Annotated in this window: 12 protein-coding genes; 10 read left to right on the top strand and 2 right to left on the bottom strand. The window is 61.7% G+C overall.

Features of this window, described 5'->3' with window-relative positions:
* Positions 1-65 precede the first annotated feature (65 nt).
* Both IRI77_RS06585 and IRI77_RS06580 read left to right on the top strand, forming a co-directional pair.
* Complete coding sequence (locus IRI77_RS06585; RefSeq protein WP_194451275.1) at positions 66-818, top strand: ATP-binding protein; 753 nt, start codon at positions 66-68, stop codon at positions 816-818.
* A gap of 110 nt (positions 819-928) precedes the next feature.
* Entirely contained in the window at positions 929-2,281 is a 1,353-nt protein-coding gene (locus IRI77_RS06580; protein ID WP_194451274.1) for a phosphatase PAP2 family protein, read from the top strand.
* 6 nt (positions 2,282-2,287) lie between these two features.
* Here the strand turns inward: IRI77_RS06580 and IRI77_RS06575 are convergent, their stop codons facing one another.
* On the bottom strand, positions 2,288-2,794 hold the full coding sequence (locus IRI77_RS06575; protein ID WP_194451273.1) for a DinB family protein: 507 nt from the start codon (positions 2,792-2,794) through the stop codon (positions 2,288-2,290).
* Between the two features lie 63 nt (positions 2,795-2,857).
* On the opposite strand from IRI77_RS06575, the gene IRI77_RS06570 reads away from it, so the two are divergent.
* Positions 2,858-4,162, top strand: a complete 1,305-nt coding sequence (locus IRI77_RS06570) for a Gfo/Idh/MocA family protein (protein ID WP_194451272.1) — start codon at positions 2,858-2,860, stop codon at positions 4,160-4,162.
* 19 nt (positions 4,163-4,181) lie between these two features.
* On the opposite strand, the gene IRI77_RS06565 is transcribed toward IRI77_RS06570, so the two are convergent.
* Positions 4,182-5,633 carry a hypothetical protein gene (locus IRI77_RS06565; RefSeq protein WP_194451271.1) on the bottom strand — a complete coding sequence of 484 codons (1,452 nt, stop codon included), beginning with the start codon at positions 5,631-5,633 and terminating at the stop codon, positions 4,182-4,184.
* 320 nt (positions 5,634-5,953) lie between these two features.
* Here IRI77_RS06565 and IRI77_RS06560 point away from each other — a divergent pair, with 320 nt between their 5' ends.
* The 7 genes from IRI77_RS06560 to IRI77_RS06530 are packed head-to-tail and all read left to right on the top strand — an operon-like array spanning position 5,954 to position 15,974.
* The gene (locus tag IRI77_RS06560) at positions 5,954-7,510 is read left to right on the top strand and encodes a TolC family protein (protein ID WP_228486625.1); all 1,557 of its coding nucleotides are present in this window, start codon (positions 5,954-5,956) and stop codon (positions 7,508-7,510) included.
* Positions 7,511-7,530: 20 nt separating this feature from the next.
* Positions 7,531-8,499, top strand: a complete 969-nt coding sequence (locus IRI77_RS06555) for a PhnD/SsuA/transferrin family substrate-binding protein (RefSeq protein ID WP_194451270.1) — start codon at positions 7,531-7,533, stop codon at positions 8,497-8,499.
* An 8-nt stretch (positions 8,500-8,507) separates the two neighbouring features.
* Complete coding sequence (locus IRI77_RS06550) at positions 8,508-9,467, top strand: phosphate/phosphite/phosphonate ABC transporter substrate-binding protein (RefSeq protein ID WP_194451269.1); 960 nt, start codon at positions 8,508-8,510, stop codon at positions 9,465-9,467.
* A gap of 3 nt (positions 9,468-9,470) precedes the next feature.
* Positions 9,471-10,448, top strand: coding sequence for a phosphate/phosphite/phosphonate ABC transporter substrate-binding protein (locus IRI77_RS06545; RefSeq protein ID WP_194451268.1), 978 nt, complete (start codon positions 9,471-9,473; stop codon positions 10,446-10,448).
* Entirely contained in the window at positions 10,449-11,489 is a 1,041-nt protein-coding gene (locus IRI77_RS06540; protein ID WP_194451267.1) for a phosphate/phosphite/phosphonate ABC transporter substrate-binding protein, read from the top strand.
* 4 nt (positions 11,490-11,493) lie between these two features.
* A complete protein-coding gene (locus IRI77_RS06535) occupies positions 11,494-13,695 on the top strand; it encodes an ATP-binding protein (protein ID WP_228486624.1) in 2,202 nt (733 codons plus the stop codon).
* A complete protein-coding gene (locus IRI77_RS06530; protein WP_194451266.1) occupies positions 13,692-15,974 on the top strand; it encodes a hybrid sensor histidine kinase/response regulator in 2,283 nt (760 codons plus the stop codon). The genes IRI77_RS06535 and IRI77_RS06530 overlap by 4 nt, the downstream gene beginning before the upstream one ends.
* The last annotated feature ends 77 nt before the right edge of the window (positions 15,975-16,051 follow it).

Below are 16,051 nucleotides of genomic sequence, written 5' to 3'. Positions count from 1 at the left end.
ACCACTCCTCTCGGGCCAGGGGGCTTCTTCGTGTCTGGGCCTGCTAAAATCGGTCTGCGATCCCTATGGCGGAAGAAGTCTGTCCAATTTGCGGCGGCTTGGGTTGGAAGATCCTGGAGAAGGACGGCCTGACCGCTGCGCAGCGCTGTGAGTGCCGGGTGGATTCGCGCGCCGACTCGCTTTGGAAGCGGGCGAGGATCCCCGCCAACTACCTGGGTGACCGGTTCGATAACTTCTCAGATCGCGGCTCCTCGGAACTGCGCATGATGCAACTGCAGCTGTCGCGGTATTGCCAGGAGTTCCCGGCGGTCGATCCTCCGGGCCTGCTGTTCATCGGAGAACCCGGTACCGGCAAGACGCACCTGGCCGTGGCGGTCCTGCAGCGGCTGATCGAATCGGGCCACGAAGGAATTTTCGTGGACTACCAGAACCTGCTGCAACGGATCCGTGCCAGCTACGACCCGTCGTCGGGCGAGAGCCCCCGGGAAGCCTACGAGATGGCGCTGGAATGCGATGTGCTCCTGCTGGACGACCTGGGCGCGCACCGCGTGACGGATTGGGTGGAAGATACGGTGACGTCGATCATCACCTACCGCTGCAATGAGCGCAAGCCGATCATCGCCACCACGAATCTGCCCGATGCCGAGATGGGCGGCACGTTGATTGAACGCATGCCCGAGGGTTCGCCCGCTCGCTTCGATGTGAAGACGACGCTGGCGGAGAAGATCGGGATGCGGGCGCGGTCCCGCCTGTTTGAAATGTGCAAGATAATCCGGATGCCCAAGGTGGGCGATTTCCGGGTGGCCATGCGGCGTTAGCCCGGCCCACCAGCCGGCAAGGGCACGCTGACCCCGCTCACGGCCGCCCGATCTACACTCCGCGCGTCGACCCGCCGATAGAAATAGCAGCGTGAGGAGAATTGTGCCCCTTGGCTGCGAATAAGAGAACGGAGACGCCGCCCCCGGCCCCGAATACCGATTTTCTGGAGTCCAAATGGGCGCTCCGGCTGCTTGTCTTTTCGCCGTTGCCTGTGATCTGCAGCTTTTTCCTGGGTTTCCCCACCTACCTGCGGACTGATCAGGCACTGGCAGGCATGCTGTTCGCCAGCTTCCTCTACCTCCTGATGACTCGGCCGGGCCTGCGCGCCATCGCCTGGAGTATCGCCGTTTCGGCCTCCATTTATTCTCTCCAGGAATGGCTGGCGAAACCCATCACGCCTTTCGCGCAGCCGCTTGCCGTGGTTCTGGGAAGTTATCTCGGCCTCGGCGGTCTGTTCGTATTGGCGGCGCGGGCCATCTATTTGAAGGGCGATGCCCAGCGCAAGGCCGCACGAGCCTTCGCGGGCGGATGGATGTTCCTTGTCCTGTGGAGCCTGCTGGGGTTGGCCCTGCCGCTCAGCAATTCGATGAGCCCCACCACCCTGGATCCCTTGTTCTTTGCGATTGACCACGGGTACGGGCTCGACGCCAGTTTTGTCCTGGGTACGTGGATGGCCGCCAGCCCCCTCTGGAAGCTGTTGACGTTTGTTGTATATCAGTTGCTGCCGCTTGCTCCGGTGGTTGCGGTGGGGTTGGACCTGATCGATCCAAAGGCGCCGTTCCGGGTGCTGCAGTTGCTCATCAGCATGGCGTTCACGGGGTTCATCATCTACTGGGTGGCTCCGGCAGTCGGGCCCATCCACGCGTTTGCCGCCAACTACCCCCACCATCCGCCGGACATCTCGACGCTTTCGCTGGGTCCACTCGCCCAGTTGGGTTCGCCCCGCAACTGCATGCCCTCGCTGCATTTTGGATCGGCGTTAGCCGTGTACTGGCTGCTGAAGCACTATGGCGGGTGGGTGCGTGCCCTCGCCCTGCTCTTCGTCTCCTGGACGGCTTTCGCGACCTTGGCCTTGGGGGAGCACTACGTCATCGACTTGGTCGTCGCGCTGCCTTTTGTCGTGACATTCCTGGGGCTTTGGGTGACGGGCCTGGGCTGGAAAACGCCGGCGAGGTATCAGAGCGTTCTGGGCGGTTTGGCCCTCACCGTCTGCTGGCTGGTCTTATTACGCACCCAGGCTGGAGTACTGACGGGCTCGCCCGCCGTCCTGTGGGGTTTGACCCTTGTGACCGTGGCCGGTTCGCTGTCCCTGGAACGGCGCCTGCAATTCGCCGCCTCCACCTGCATTCGAGTCATGCGCAGCAGCGTGCGCAGCCTTTCTCCCGCGGGCGAGGATAGCCTGAGTCCGCTGGCTGCCGGAACGCTGCCTCTCGACGGTGAGGCGCCGTCGAGAGGCTTCTAGTTTGTCTCAGCCATTCACGCCGACATCGCCGCTGGGGCCGTAGATGCTGGGCACCTTGGCGCCCATGGGGCGAAGATAGGCCGCCAGTTGGCCGCGGTGGTGCACGGAGTGGTTCGTCATCAGCGTCAGATAAAAAATCGCCTGCGCCTGCATCATCCCGAAGAAGTCGATGGTCTGGCTGATCGACTCGCCTGACAGGGATTTCACCTCATCGATCGCTGGAGGCACATTGGCGTCATACCAGGCGATGACGTCGGCGGGCGTCTTGATCGATTCCGGCATCTCTCCGCCAGGGCCGAACTTGCCGTTGGCCACACCGTTCAGGAAAAAGCGCTCGCTGGCCACGATGTGGAACGCCAACTTGAGCGCGCCCATGCAGTTGCCATGCGGTTTGTACTCTTCCTGGCCGGCCGGGATCGCCGCGATCACGGATTTGGTGGTATTTCTTTCCCGCTCGTAGTTGGCGAGGGTGTAACCAGCGATCAGTTTGGCTTCGTCATGACTGAATGGCATATCAGTAACCTCAGGATCCATCCATCCTGTTATATAGTATTGGCAGCCCGAAAAGGAGATCAGATGAACCGCCGCCACTTCCTGATGAGCGCAGCCGCCGCGGCCCCGTTGACGGCCAGCGCACTGGCTAGCCCGAACGACACAATCCGCATCGCGTGCGTGGGTCTTCGAGGACAGGGAAACAGCCACATCAAGGCTTACGAAGGCATGAAGAACGTCGAAATCGCCGCGCTTTGCGATATCGACGAGAGCATTCTCGACAAGCGGCTGGGTGAAGTTTCGACGGTCACCGGCAAGAAGCCTGAGCGCTATGTCGACCTGCGGAAGCTGTTGGAAGACAAGTCTATCGACGCGATCTCCATTGCCACGCCCAACCACAACCATACGATGCAGACCATCTGGGCGCTGCAGGCCGGCAAGCATGTGTACGTCGAGAAGCCCGCTTCGCACAATATCTATGAGTCGAAGCAGATTGTGGCGGCCACGAAGAAGTACGGCAAGATCGTGCAGCATGGCGTGAACGCACGCTCCACCGAAGGGCTGCGCGAGGCGGCACAGCAGATCAAGGACGGGCTGATCGGTGATGTCTACATGGCCCGCGGCCTGTGCTACAAGTGGCGCGATACCATCGGCCGGGCGAAGCCGGAACCGGTGCCCGCCGGTGTGAATTACGACCTCTGGCTGGGCCCCGCGCCCAAGCGTGAGTTCACCAAGAACCGCTTCCATTACAACTGGCATTGGTTCTGGGATACGGGCAACGGCGACTTCGGCAACCAGGGCATCCACGAAGTGGATATCTGCCGCTGGCTGCTGGGTGTGAAGCTGCCCACCAAGGTGCATGCCATGGGCGGGCACTTCATGTTCGACGACGACCAGGAGACGCCGAACGTCCTCACGGCTACCTACGAGTTCAACGAAGCAGGCAAGACGAAGATGATGGTGTTCGAGGTGCGGCACTGGATGTCGAACCACGAAGCGGGCATCGGCGAAGGCGGCAAGCGCAAGGACAGCAACACGGTCGGCAATGTCTTTTACGGCTCGAAGGGCTACATGGCCATCGAGGGCTACGCCTCGTATAAGACCTTCCTGGGCCGCGAAGCGGAGCCGGGTCCGGCCAAGAGCGCGGGCGGTTCGAACTGGGTCAACTTCATTGACGCGGTGCGTGCCAACGATTACTCGAAGCTGAATGGCCCGATCGAGGAAGGCGCCCTCAGTGCTACCCTCATGCACCTGGCCAACATCAGCTACCGCCTGGGCCGCAGCCTGACGGTGGATCCGGTGAAGTGTGAAGTGAAAGGCGACGCCGAGGCGAACGCCATGTTCACGCGCCCGTATCGCAAGGGTTTCGAAGTTCCGAAGATCGCGTAGTTGTAGTTCTCTCTCCTCCTCAATGCGCCGGGGTGCTTGTCGCCCCGGCGCCCTCCTTGCAAGCCTCCGCCCGGTTCCGGATCTCCTTCAGCCGCCACCCCTCAAAGTCGAAAGCCCGCGTGTAGCCGCTCCACTCCTCTTGCGTCGGGCAGTGATGGATCTGTTTGCGCCGGAGCACTTCCAGGTCGCGGTCGTGGTAAAGCAGGCGCAAGGTAAACGTGAGCAGGTAGTCGTCTTCCGGGATGGAGTCGGAATTGATATAGAGACGGGCGGCATGTGGCAGGGCAGGGCAGGCGCGATGGAACTGGTCCAGGATGGTGTCGACCTGCGACTCATCGTTGCGGATCCATGCGTTGCCGAAGGGCTTCCGGTAGGCGTGCAGCGGCGCGAGTCCGGACAGCAGGGCCGCGAGCAGCAAGGGGCCCATCACGCGCTCGGGGCAGCAGCGCAGGCAGGTGACGCGGTGCAGCACGATGGCCAGGAACGCACAGAGGAAGACGAAGGGCACGTAGATCACATACAGGCTGCGCGGCTCGATCACCAGCACCGGCGCGAGTAACAGGAAGAACAGGACGAGACACAACACGGCCTGGCGGCTGCGGGCCAGCACCGTCAGCAGCACGGCTGCGAGGGCGCAGTAGGCGAGGTCCCGGTGCGTGAGATCGCGGTGGAGGTAGAACAGCATGCCGCCGTAGTGCTGGAGGTTGCCGATCACCCGTTCGGCCGAAAGCCCCACCTGATAAGCCGGGTTTCTGCCGAACGTCGTCGTAATCGCAAAGCGCGCGACAGCCGAGAACAGGCCCGTCAGCACGCACAATCCCAGCGGGACCAGCGTCTTGACGTGGGGACGTGGCCACACTCCCAGGAAGCAGGCCTCGAACAGAAGCAGGCATAGCGGCAACAGCAGGCCCAGTTCCTTGGACCCGATGGCGCCCAGAAGCAAGCAGACGAGGGCCAGGCTGTGCCAGGGCCGTATGGTGCTTCCGTTCCCGCGCCAGTGCGCGTACAGGGCCAGGTACGCAATGCCAAAGGTGCCGCAGAGCAGATCGTAAAGCGTGGCCGAACTGTAGTAGAGATCAGACAGGTAGGCGTGATACGAAAATAGTGCCATCGCCCAGAGTGCGGCCCAGCGCGAACCGCTCAACAGGCGGGTGAGCCAACCGGCCAGCAGCAGATTGCCGGCCAGAAGGACAAAGCAGGCGATCCTGTACGGGGCCGGGACGAGCCCAAAGGCCTGGTAGAGGCCGCGGTAAGCAAGGGCGCCCACGGGCCGGTAAGCGGAGTCGTCGGGCCAGACCAGATCGAGGAGCAGACGCGGTACGGGGCGCTCCAGGGCGCCGCTGATGTTCATCATCAGGTCGGGGAAAAAACCGGCGCTGAGCCCGTCGCCGGCAAAGTAGAAAAAGTAACCCAGGATGAGGACTAATCCCGCCCAGAACCACAGGGACTGGCGGCCTTGGAGCAACTGCATGAAGTTCCATTCCAGCACAACCAGCGTGGACTGGACCGCCGTTGATGCGTCCCGCCCCGGACGGCGAGCGGTGTCATCCTCCTGGGCATGCGCTTCACCTCGCTGCGCCCACTTTGAACGGACGAAGCCAATTCAATCCGATTCATGACTTCTCGGTATGGGTGCATTGGAAGACCTCCATCTATTTGAATGTAAGGGTCGCTACATCAGGGTTTCCTGAATTAACACTAAAGACACACAGTCTTCGTCCCGATAATTCCATGAGGACGGCTTCACTCTCGCGCATCCCTCTATGTTTTGAAACGGATATTGAGCTCTGTATGTCATATGCTTGTGTACGGATTCTTTGTGTCTCTCTGAGCACCACCGCTCTTTGGATGACGAGCCTCGCCGCTCAGCCGGCTGCGGCGCCCGCGCCCGCAACGTCAGCGAGCGCGCCGCAGGTCCTTTCGCTGGACGACTGCCTCCGGATCACGTTCGAGAAGAACCACCGGCGGCCCGCGTCACGCTTTGCAGTGGCGATAGCGGAGGCACAGCACAGGCAGGCCCTGGCCGGTTACTGGCCGCAGGTGAACGCAAAAGCCGGGTGGTTCCGGATGGACGAAGCCCCGAACTTCGTCTTCCCGGCGAGCAATATGTACATTCCGTCGCAGACCGTGACGGTGCCTGGCGGTTCCACTTCGGTCACCATTCCGGCCAACGCGTTTGGTCCCGGATTCCCACCGGTAGCTGTGCAGATGCCTGTGTCGTTCCCTGGCCAGAGCATCACCACCAATGCGCAGGTGTTTCCAGTACCTGAGCAGGACGTGAAGTTGATGGATCCGCAGAGCGTGACCGCGACAGGCAACTTCACCTGGCTGCTCTTCGACGGCGGCATGCGCAGCGGCTACCGTCAGCAGGCCCTGGGCGGGAAGATGGCGGCGCAGGCGGAACTGAGGCGCACTGACCTGGAGCTCACCGATAGTGTCGTCCGGCTCTACTACGGCGCGGTACTCGCCCGGCAGTTGCATCAGTTGGGGCAGGACACGCTGGCGCGCATGGAAGTCACGCTGGAGTTGACTGAGTCGCTGTACAAGAACGGCGCGGGCCGGGTGAACAAGACCGACTATTTGGACAACGTCGTGATGGTGGAGACCATCCGGTCCACGGTGGCCGAACTGGCAAAGAACGAAGCCGCGGCCCAAGCCGCGCTTGCCTACACCATGGGCTTGCCGTGGGATGCCACGGTGGTGCCCTCCAGCGAGGAGGTGCCGCACCGGCCCTTCGCGGGCAATGCGGCGGAACTGGTGAGCTCGGCCTATGAGTTCAATCCGGACTGGGCCAAGGTTGAGGCCGGGCTCAAGGCCCTGGACGGGGCCGTGTCTACGGCGCGCAGCGGCTACTACCCGAAGATCGCACTGACCGGTGAGGTTCATCGCTGGTGGAACGACTACACGACGGGTACAGCCACAACCCGGAACAAGACGGGCTGGACGATTGGCGCGGGTGCGGAGATCCCGATCTTCGACGGCTTCCTGACGAAGAACAGGGTGAGCGAGGCGCTGGCGCGGGTCGCGAAGTTGAAGGAAGAGAAGTTGCTGCTGCGCGAAGGCATCGGACTGCAGGTTCGCGAGCTGTTTTTGAGCCTGGAGGCGGCCTCGAAGACCTATCAGGCAGCGGAACGCGCCATGGTCGCGGCCCGCGAGAACCGGGAACTGACCTCGCGGGCCTATCAGAACGAACTCGTCGATACGGAAAAGGTGATCCGGGCTCAGCTCTTCGAGGCGCTGATGAGCGCTCAGTTCTATAAGACGCGCTATGACCATGTCGCGATTGAGTCGCAGCTATCCGTGGTGATCGGCAAGGAAGTCAGGGAGAGGATCACGTCGAAGCCTTAGGCCTGGGCTTGAGTTGCGCCATGACACACCATTCACCACGATCGATGAGCGAGGCCTGGCACGGAATGTGTTCGCGCCGCCAGGCGCTGGCTCTTCTGGTGAGCGGAGCGGCTGCGCCTGCGATGCCTGCTGCTGCCGAGCCCGTGGCCCCGCTGCGGCTCGCGGTCTCGGAGAGTCTGGTGACAGACGTGAATACGAATGACGCCAGCGCCGCGATGTCGATCTGGGTGAAGCGGCTCGCGCAAGAGATGAACATTGTGGTGGACTACAACGCCAAGGCCTTTGACCCGACTCAGGAGATTCTCAGCCGGGCTCGCAAGGGGTTGCTGGATGCCGTGGCGTTGAATGTCCTCGAGTATCGCCAGGTCGCCGATAACCTGGACGCCAGCCAGGTGGTCGCCGAGGGTGGCTCCGTCGGGCCTGAGCAGTATCTCATTCTCGTGAAGAACAACAGTAGTTTCCAGAAACCGCTCGACCTGCGGGGCGCCCGGTTGATGATGCTCAAGAATCCGCGGATGTGCGTCGCTCCCGCCTGGCTCTCCACCATCCTGGACGGCGGCTATTCCGGGCCATGGGACAAGTTCTTCGCGACGGTGGGCAGCGACAGCAAGGTCGGACGCGTGGTTCTACCCGTTTTCTTTGGGCAGGCGGATGCATGTGTGGCAACGCGGCGCGGCTTCGATTCCATGTGCGAACTGAATCCCCAGGTTGCGAAGGAGCTGAGAACCATTGCTGCCTCGCCCAGCATGGTCGTCAACGGCTATGTCTTCCGTAAAAACTATCAGTCGGTCTACCGGGACCGGTTCGTCAAGGCGCTATCTGGATTGCGCTCGACCGTCGCGGGGCGGCAGATCGCGATTTTGTTCCAGTTCGAGGAGCTGACGCTGCGGGATGCCAGTTGTTTTGCCAGCGCACTCAGTTTGCTGGACGCCGCGGACCGGATTCGGAATCGCCACGGCGTTGCCGGGCGGAAAGGCGCCTCGCTGTAGGACGCAATATGTCGAAGCCGGACTATAGGACAGACTCGGCGGGCGGTTGGATCGAACGGCTTTCGCGCCGCCGGGCCATTTCGCTGGCGCTGGGCGCAAACCCAACCTTTTCGGGCGTACTCGCGCTGTCCCAGGATGGCGTACCCGTGCGGCTGGCTCTTTCCGAGAGCGTCGTGGGTGACGTCAATCTGAACGACGCCCGGGCCGCGATGAAGGTGTGGATCTCGCTCATCACCAAGGAACTGAATGTCCTGATCGATCCGAAGCTTTTCTCAACCACCCAGGAAATCTACGACAGGATGCATCACGGCGACCTGGATGCGGTCGCGCTGAATATTCTCGAGTACCGTCAGATCGCTGACCTGCTGGACTCCACCCAAATCGTGGCCGCTGGCGGGCCGGCCGGGCTTGAACAGTATTTGATTCTGGTGAAGAAGGGCGGCGGCTTCCGGCAGTTGAGCGACTTGAAGGGCAAGCGCTTCTGCACACTGAAATCGCCGCGGATGTGCCTTGCCGCGGACTGGCTGGCCACGATGCTGGAGGAGGGGCATCGAGGTCCCGCTGACCAGTTTTTCTCGTCCATGTCGGTGGATGCAAAGTTCTCACGGGTTGTGCTGCCGGTCTTCTTCGGTCAGTCCGATGCCTGCCTGACATCCAAGCGCGGGTTCGAGACGATGTGCGAGTTGAATCCACAGGTGGCGCGCGACTTGAGGGTGATCGCCAGTTCTCCTCAGATGGTGTTGAGTTTCTATATCTTCCGCAAGAACTATCAGGGGTTGAACCGGCAGAAGGTCATAAAAGCGATCTCCGGTCTGCGGAACACGACGGCTGGCCAGCAACTGGCGACGCTTTTCCAGTTCGATGAATTGACCCTCCGGGACGCAGGCTGCCTGACTTCTGCCTTGGCCATTCTGGATGCGGCAGACCGGGTGCGCGCGCAGCGGGGTTCGGCGGCCAGGAAGGGGTGATCCATGACACTGCGCCAGAAGTCACTGCTCCTCCTCGTCGTCGCCTTGCCAGGGATGAACGTGCGTATGTGTGCGGGCGACGGGACCGGCGCAGCGGGTCTGACCCGCACTTATCTGCGGGTTTCGGCCAGCGAATCGGTGTTCGCCACTGTCAACCAGGCTGACGCTATCGCTTCGATGAAGGTCTGGTCGGAGCAACTGGGAAAACTGCGTGGCTTCCAGTTGGATGCCAAGGTGGCGATCGCACTGTCCATTCCACAGATGCGCCAGAGTTTGAAGGACCACATGGTGGATTTGCTGGTGCTGGATACGCCTGACTACCTGGTCCTTTCTGAAACGAACCTTCTCGACGCCGTGTTTGCCGGCACCGAAAGAGGGCAACTCGCGGTGTATCAGTATTTGCTGCTGACCAACGACTCCTCCGGAGCGGTGACTCTCCCTGGCCTTCGCCAGAAGCGCGTTGTCATCTCCTCCCGCACCAAATCGAACCTGGGACTGATGTGGCTGGAGACGCTGCTGGGGGATAGCCGCCTGGGCAGGGCTGGCGCCTTCTTCAGCAGCGTGGAAATCAACTATCGCTCCTCGCAGTGCGTAATGCCTTTGTTCTTCCGCAGAATCGACGCGTGTGTGGTCGATTCGGGCAACTGGGAGGCGATGAAGGAGCTCAATCCGCAATTGGGACGGCTCCGCGTTGTTGCCCGCTCTGAACCTTACCTGGAGGGCGTGGTGGCGATGCCCCTGCAGCCGCACCCGCACCAGGACGAGTTGGTCGCGTCGCTGCTGAACCTGCACAAGACCCCGGCGGGTGAGCAGTTAGGCATTGTCTTCAGGATTGGGCCGCTGGTCCGCGCCAGTAAAGCGCAGTTCGAATCGGTTCGGGTGCTGCGCAATAAGTACCGCCACATCGTGGAGGCATCCTCCTCCGGATTGGGACCGGCGCTGGTCAGGCTGGAAGACGCGGCGGGAAAGGGCCATCCCTAAATGCGCAGGCCCTGCCACAGGAAGAGCGTTGTCCATTTTCTGCACGCGCTATCGCGCTGGTGGATGCTCGCCGTGCTGCTTTCCCTTCAACTGTCCATGGCCCAGACCGCGTCTTCGGCGGGCGCCGACAGCCCGGACGGGCGAGGCCTTCGCCGCACCCATTTGAACGTCGTCGCCAGCAACAGAATGCTGAACAACGTGAACCCGAACGACATCCGTGCGGCCCTGAGACTCTGGTTTGAAACAGTGGGCCGGCAAAGGGGCTTCCTGCTGGATTGCCGGGTGGACATCATCGACAACATCTCCAGTCTGAAAGCACGCCTGCAGGAGAAATCGGTGGATGTGATCATCCCCGGGATTGCCGAGTATCTGGAACTGGAGAGCAGCCACCTCATGGTGCCGATCCTCACACTGGCCCTGAACTCGAGCGGCGGCGCGGCGTATCCGTATGTTCTGCTCGTGAATCCGGACAGCAACCTCGCCTCCATCGCCGGCCTGCGTGGAAAGAACATTCTCGTCTCGTCGCGAGGGGGATCGAACACAGCTCTGGCGTGGACGGATGTCCTCCTCAACCGGGAGAGGCTAGGGCGCGCCAGTACGTTCTTCGGCTCGATCAAGGAAGCGGCCAAAGCGCAGACGTGTATCTTGCCCCTGTTCTTCGGCACGGTGGATGCCTGCGTCGTGGACGAGGTGAATCTCAATCTGGCCAAGGAGATGAATCCGCAGCTGTCCCGGCTCAAAGTGCTGGTGCGTTCGCGACCAATGGTGGAGAGCGTGATCGCCATGCCGGTGGAGCCTCACCCGTATCACGCGGAACTCCTCGACGCCATTCTGTCCCTGAATGAGGACGTCCGTCACCGCCAGTTGCTGATGGTCTTCAAGACCGATCGGATTCTGCGGCTTCAGGCCAGCGACCTGGATCCTGTTAGAGACCTCTGGAAAGAGTACTACCGCCTGCCAGGCGCATCAACGGTTCGAATGCCCCCACCGGTCCCCGTCGTCGAGAGCGGGTTGCCGGATCGCGGGAAGGGGAGGAACTAACGCCATGCACATGCCCAAGGGCATCACGCTTCGCATCACACTGCTGGGTTGGTTGGTGACCCTCGTGACGCTTGCGGTCTTTGTAATGGTGATCGTGCCGGAACAGAAGCGTGAATTCGAGTTGGGCTTGGAATCGAAGGCGAGGGGCGTAGCTGTTTCGATTCGAGGTGTCGCGGCGGGCGCGGCGGTATCGGAGGACTACTCTTCGGTCGTCGATCAGGCGATGCAGGTACTCTCCGGCGACACGGCAATCGACTACGTAGTCGTCACGAAGAACGATGGTTTCTCCATCGTAGTGGACCGCTCCACCTGGAAGATCGACAAACTGGGCGAGACGTGGCGCCCCGCGGCGCGCATCCCGGCCAGTTCCATCGGAGTGGTGCCGCTGTTCGGCCGGCGTGTGTTCCAGTATGCGTTCCCGTTTGACTATAGCGGCATTCAATGGGGCTGGATCCATGTTGGCCTGTCACTGGACTCCTATGACCAGAGCGTCCGGCGCACATACACGCGAACGGCCGGGCTGGCGGTGCTTTGCGGGTGCCTCAGCCTGCTGATCTCCCTCGTGTACGCGGCCCACCTGGTGCGGCCGATTCAGATCTTGCACGCCGCCGTGGAGAAGGTGGCGCAGGGCGATTTGCGGGCACGGGCCGACGTACGCAGCCGGGACGAAATCCAGCGTCTGGCGGGCGCCTTTAACGACATGGCCCGCACGATTCTGGCCCGCAACCAGATTCTGGATAGCGTCAGCTTCGCCGCGAAAGAGTTTCTCACGGACGGCGATGGCGACACCATTATTGGGAAGGTCCTGGAGAGGGTAGGGCAGGCCGCCGGAACGAGCCGGGCCGCGGTTGTGCGGATCTTCCACCACGATGAGGCAATTCGCGCGGTTCTGCGGAAAGAGTGGGTTGCCGCGGGCGGCGCCGCACGGCAGGAAGGCTGGGAAGCTTTCGACTGGTCCGGCCCGGACGCGCAACCCTGGATCGACTCCTTCCGGGAGGGCCGCATTGTCACCGTGATCCCGTCCAGTCTGCCGGCCGCTTTCCGGGATCAATTGGATCAGCGCATCCAGTCGGCCATTCTGGTGCCGGTGGTGGTCGCCGGGGAATGGTGGGGCGTGGTCTGCATCGACGATTTCGAGCAGACGCGGGAGTGGGGCGAGGCCGAGAAGGACAGCCTGCGGGCTGTGGCTGACATGCTGGGCGCCGCCATCGCCAGGCACCGCGTCCGGACAGCCCTCATCGACGCCAAGCAGACCCTGGAGCAGCGTGTGATTGAACGCACCAGGGAACTGCAGGAGCAGATTGCGGCCAAGGACCGGGCGCACTCGGAACTGGCCGCCGCACAACAGCGCTTGATGGAGTTATCGCGCGAGGCAGGCATGGCCGAAATCGCCACGGGGGTTCTCCACAACGTAGGCAATGTGCTGAATAGCGTGAATGTGTCCACCTCGCTGGTCGCGGGTAAGATCCGCGAATCGCGGGTCGACAACCTTGTGGCGCTCATCGGCATGCTGGAACAGCACTCCACTGATGTTTCGAGCTTCCTGGCCAGTGATCCGAAAGGACAGCGAGTGCTGCCGTACCTGGTCAAACTCGGCGGGCACTTCAAGTCGGAGCGGGATGGAATCCTGCAGGAACTGGAGATGTTGAGCTCGCATGTCGGCCACATCAAACAGATTGTAGCCACTCAACAGAGTTATGCCAAAGTCTCCGGGCTGGTGGAGAACGTCAAGCTTTCCGAGATGCTGGACGACGCGATTCGGATCCTGGATCCGGGGTTTGGCCGTCACGGTATTAAGGTGGAGCGGGATTTCGAGACAGTTCCTGAGATCGCCGCGGAGAAGCACAAGATCCTGCAGATCCTGCTGAATCTCCTGCGCAACGCTAAACAGGCTCTCAAGGAGGTCGACGTTGCGGATGGCAAGACGATCCGGGTCTGTGTGAGGCGCAAAGGGGAGCGGCGCATCATTCTCAGCGTGCAGGACAACGGTGCCGGGCTACCCGCTGAGAACCTCACCCGCATCTTCGGACATGGGTTTACAACCAAGGCGGATGGCCATGGTTTTGGCTTGCATTCGTGCGCACTGGCGGCCAGTGAAATGGGCGGATCGTTGAGAGCCGAGAGTGACGGGCCGGGCAAGGGCGCGACCTTTACGCTGGAACTTCCGATGAAGCTCGCCGACGACATGAAGGGGATGCTGACATGACAACAGCAGGTCTTTTGGAGCCGAATCACAGGATTCTGGTTATTGACGACAACAGGGCGATTCACGACGATCTGAAGAAGATCCTGCTGGGTGAGATCGAGGCGCAGGAGAATCTCCAGGAGGATGAGAGTATTCTGTTCGGGGCTGACCCGGTCCCGCTGACGCGGTTTGAGATCGACTCGGCGTTTCAGGGACAGCAGGGGTTGCGGAAGCTGGAACAGTCGCTGGCCGAGGGCCGTCCTTACGCACTCGCGTTTGTGGATGTCCGTATGCCGCCCGGCTGGGATGGTGTCGAAACCATCACTCATCTTTGGCACGCCTACCCCAGCCTGCAGGTTGTTGTCTGCACGGCCTACTCCGATTACTCCTGGAATGAGATCCAGCGTCACTTGGGGCAGTCTGAGAATCTCCTCATTCTGAAGAAGCCCTTCGACAATATTGAAGTGATCCAGTTGGCGCATGCGCTCACCCGCAAATGGTTGGTGAGCCGCCAGGCGCAAGCCCGGTTGGAGGACCTGGACCTGATGGTGGCGCGGCGCACGGCTGAATTGCGAGACGCCAACGATCGCATCCAGCGTCAGCTGGAGGAAAAAGCCGCGGCTGAAGTGGCTTTTCGCACGGTCTTCGAATCCAGTCCGATCGGCATCACGCTATCCGACCTATCAGGCTGCTACGTGGATGTGAACCGCGCCATGGAGGAGCTGGTCGGCATTGGGAAGTCGCGCTTCATTGGCCGGCGCGCGATGGATCTCGAGTGGTTGAAGGATCCCGCGGAATACGAGGATATCCGCGCAAAGTTGGCCGAAGGGCGCGATATCGACTCGCGTGAGCTGACTTACATCAATCCTCTTCTGGGCCATCGAACGGGCTTGCTGTGGGCGAGGCGGGTTGTCATTGCGGGCGTGGGCTACTCGCTGTGCTTCGTGCTCGACATCAGCGAACGCAAAAGGATGGAGGAGGAACTGGTACGGGCGCGCCAGGGCGCCGATGCGGCCGCCAGGGCCAAAAGCGAGTTCCTGGCCAACATGAGCCACGAAATCCGTACCCCGCTCAACGGCATTCTGGGGCTGAGTTTCCTGCTGGAGGAAGAGCCCAATGCCGACGATCTGCGCCCGATGATGGGACTCATTCGCACCTCGGGCGAGGTGCTGCGGCGCGTACTCGACGATGTGCTCGACTTCAGCAAGATCGAGTCCGGGCGGCTGGAACTGGAGGAGGAGCCCTTCGACATCCGGGGTTGCCTGGATTGGAGCTTTGAACTGTTCCGCAAAGGCGCCGAGGAGAAGAATCTCAAATACTCACTGCGCCTGGATGAATCGCTGCCGGCGGTCGTGTTGGGCGATGCGACAAGGTTGCGCCAGGTCACGGCCAATCTGATGAGCAACGCGGTGAAGTTCACACACAGCGGCTCAATCCGGATGGAGGCTGTTCTGGAGGGTCCGGGGCCGATGGAGGGCCGGCAGTTGATCCGCGTTACCGTGAAGGACACGGGCATCGGGATCGCCGAGGACCGGCTGGATCGCCTGTTCCACTCTTTCAGCCAGGTGGATGCCTCCATCAGCCGGTGCTATGGCGGTACTGGGCTGGGCCTGGCTATCTCCAAGAGTCTCGTCGAGATGATGGGCGGGGAGATCCATGTGGAGAGCCGGCCTGGAGAAGGTGCGACCTTCGAGTTCACCATCTCCGTCGGGATCGCTGAGGCGGCCAGGAAACCGGTACAACCGGACGACAGCGGCCACCTCAAAGCACTGAAGATCCTCGTGGCCGAAGACAACATGGTGAATCAGATGGTCATCCTGCGGATGCTGCAGAAGCTGGGGTGCCACGCTGATTTCGCCAGTGACGGCAGGGCCGCGGTGAGCCGGGTGGAGGCAAACTCATACGACATCGTCTTGATGGATGTGCACATGCCGTCGGTGGACGGCCTGGAAGCGACCAGAAGAATCAGGAAGATGCCTTCCGCTCAATCCTGCGTGCCCGTGGTGGCGCTGACCGCCGCCGCGACCAATGAAGATAGAACCGCCTGCCTGGCGGCGGGCATGAACGACTATCTGAGCAAACCCATCGCGTTCGAGGAGTTGCGCCGCACCCTGCATCTTTGGGGACAGTGCCAGACGCCCGAGATGACCAATGAACTCATCCGCTCGGCAGGAGAACGGATAGTCGCCGCACGCCCGGAAGGCACGGGTGTTGCTCCGCCCCTGGCGGAGGGGCCGGCTAAACTGGCCTCCGCGGTCCAGGGCGTTGCGCAAGTGACCGATCTCGCCGGCAGGGTCTGAAACAGGGATCTCTTCAACGAAGTAGACAGGGAACGGCTGCCTGGAACGGAAAAGCGGGTCCGGCTCCACTGAGGGAA

The sequence above is a fragment of the Paludibaculum fermentans genome, from assembly GCF_015277775.1.
GTDB lineage: Bacteria > Acidobacteriota > Terriglobia > Bryobacterales > Bryobacteraceae > Paludibaculum > Paludibaculum fermentans.
This window is presented reverse-complemented; position numbering and strand designations above follow the sequence as displayed.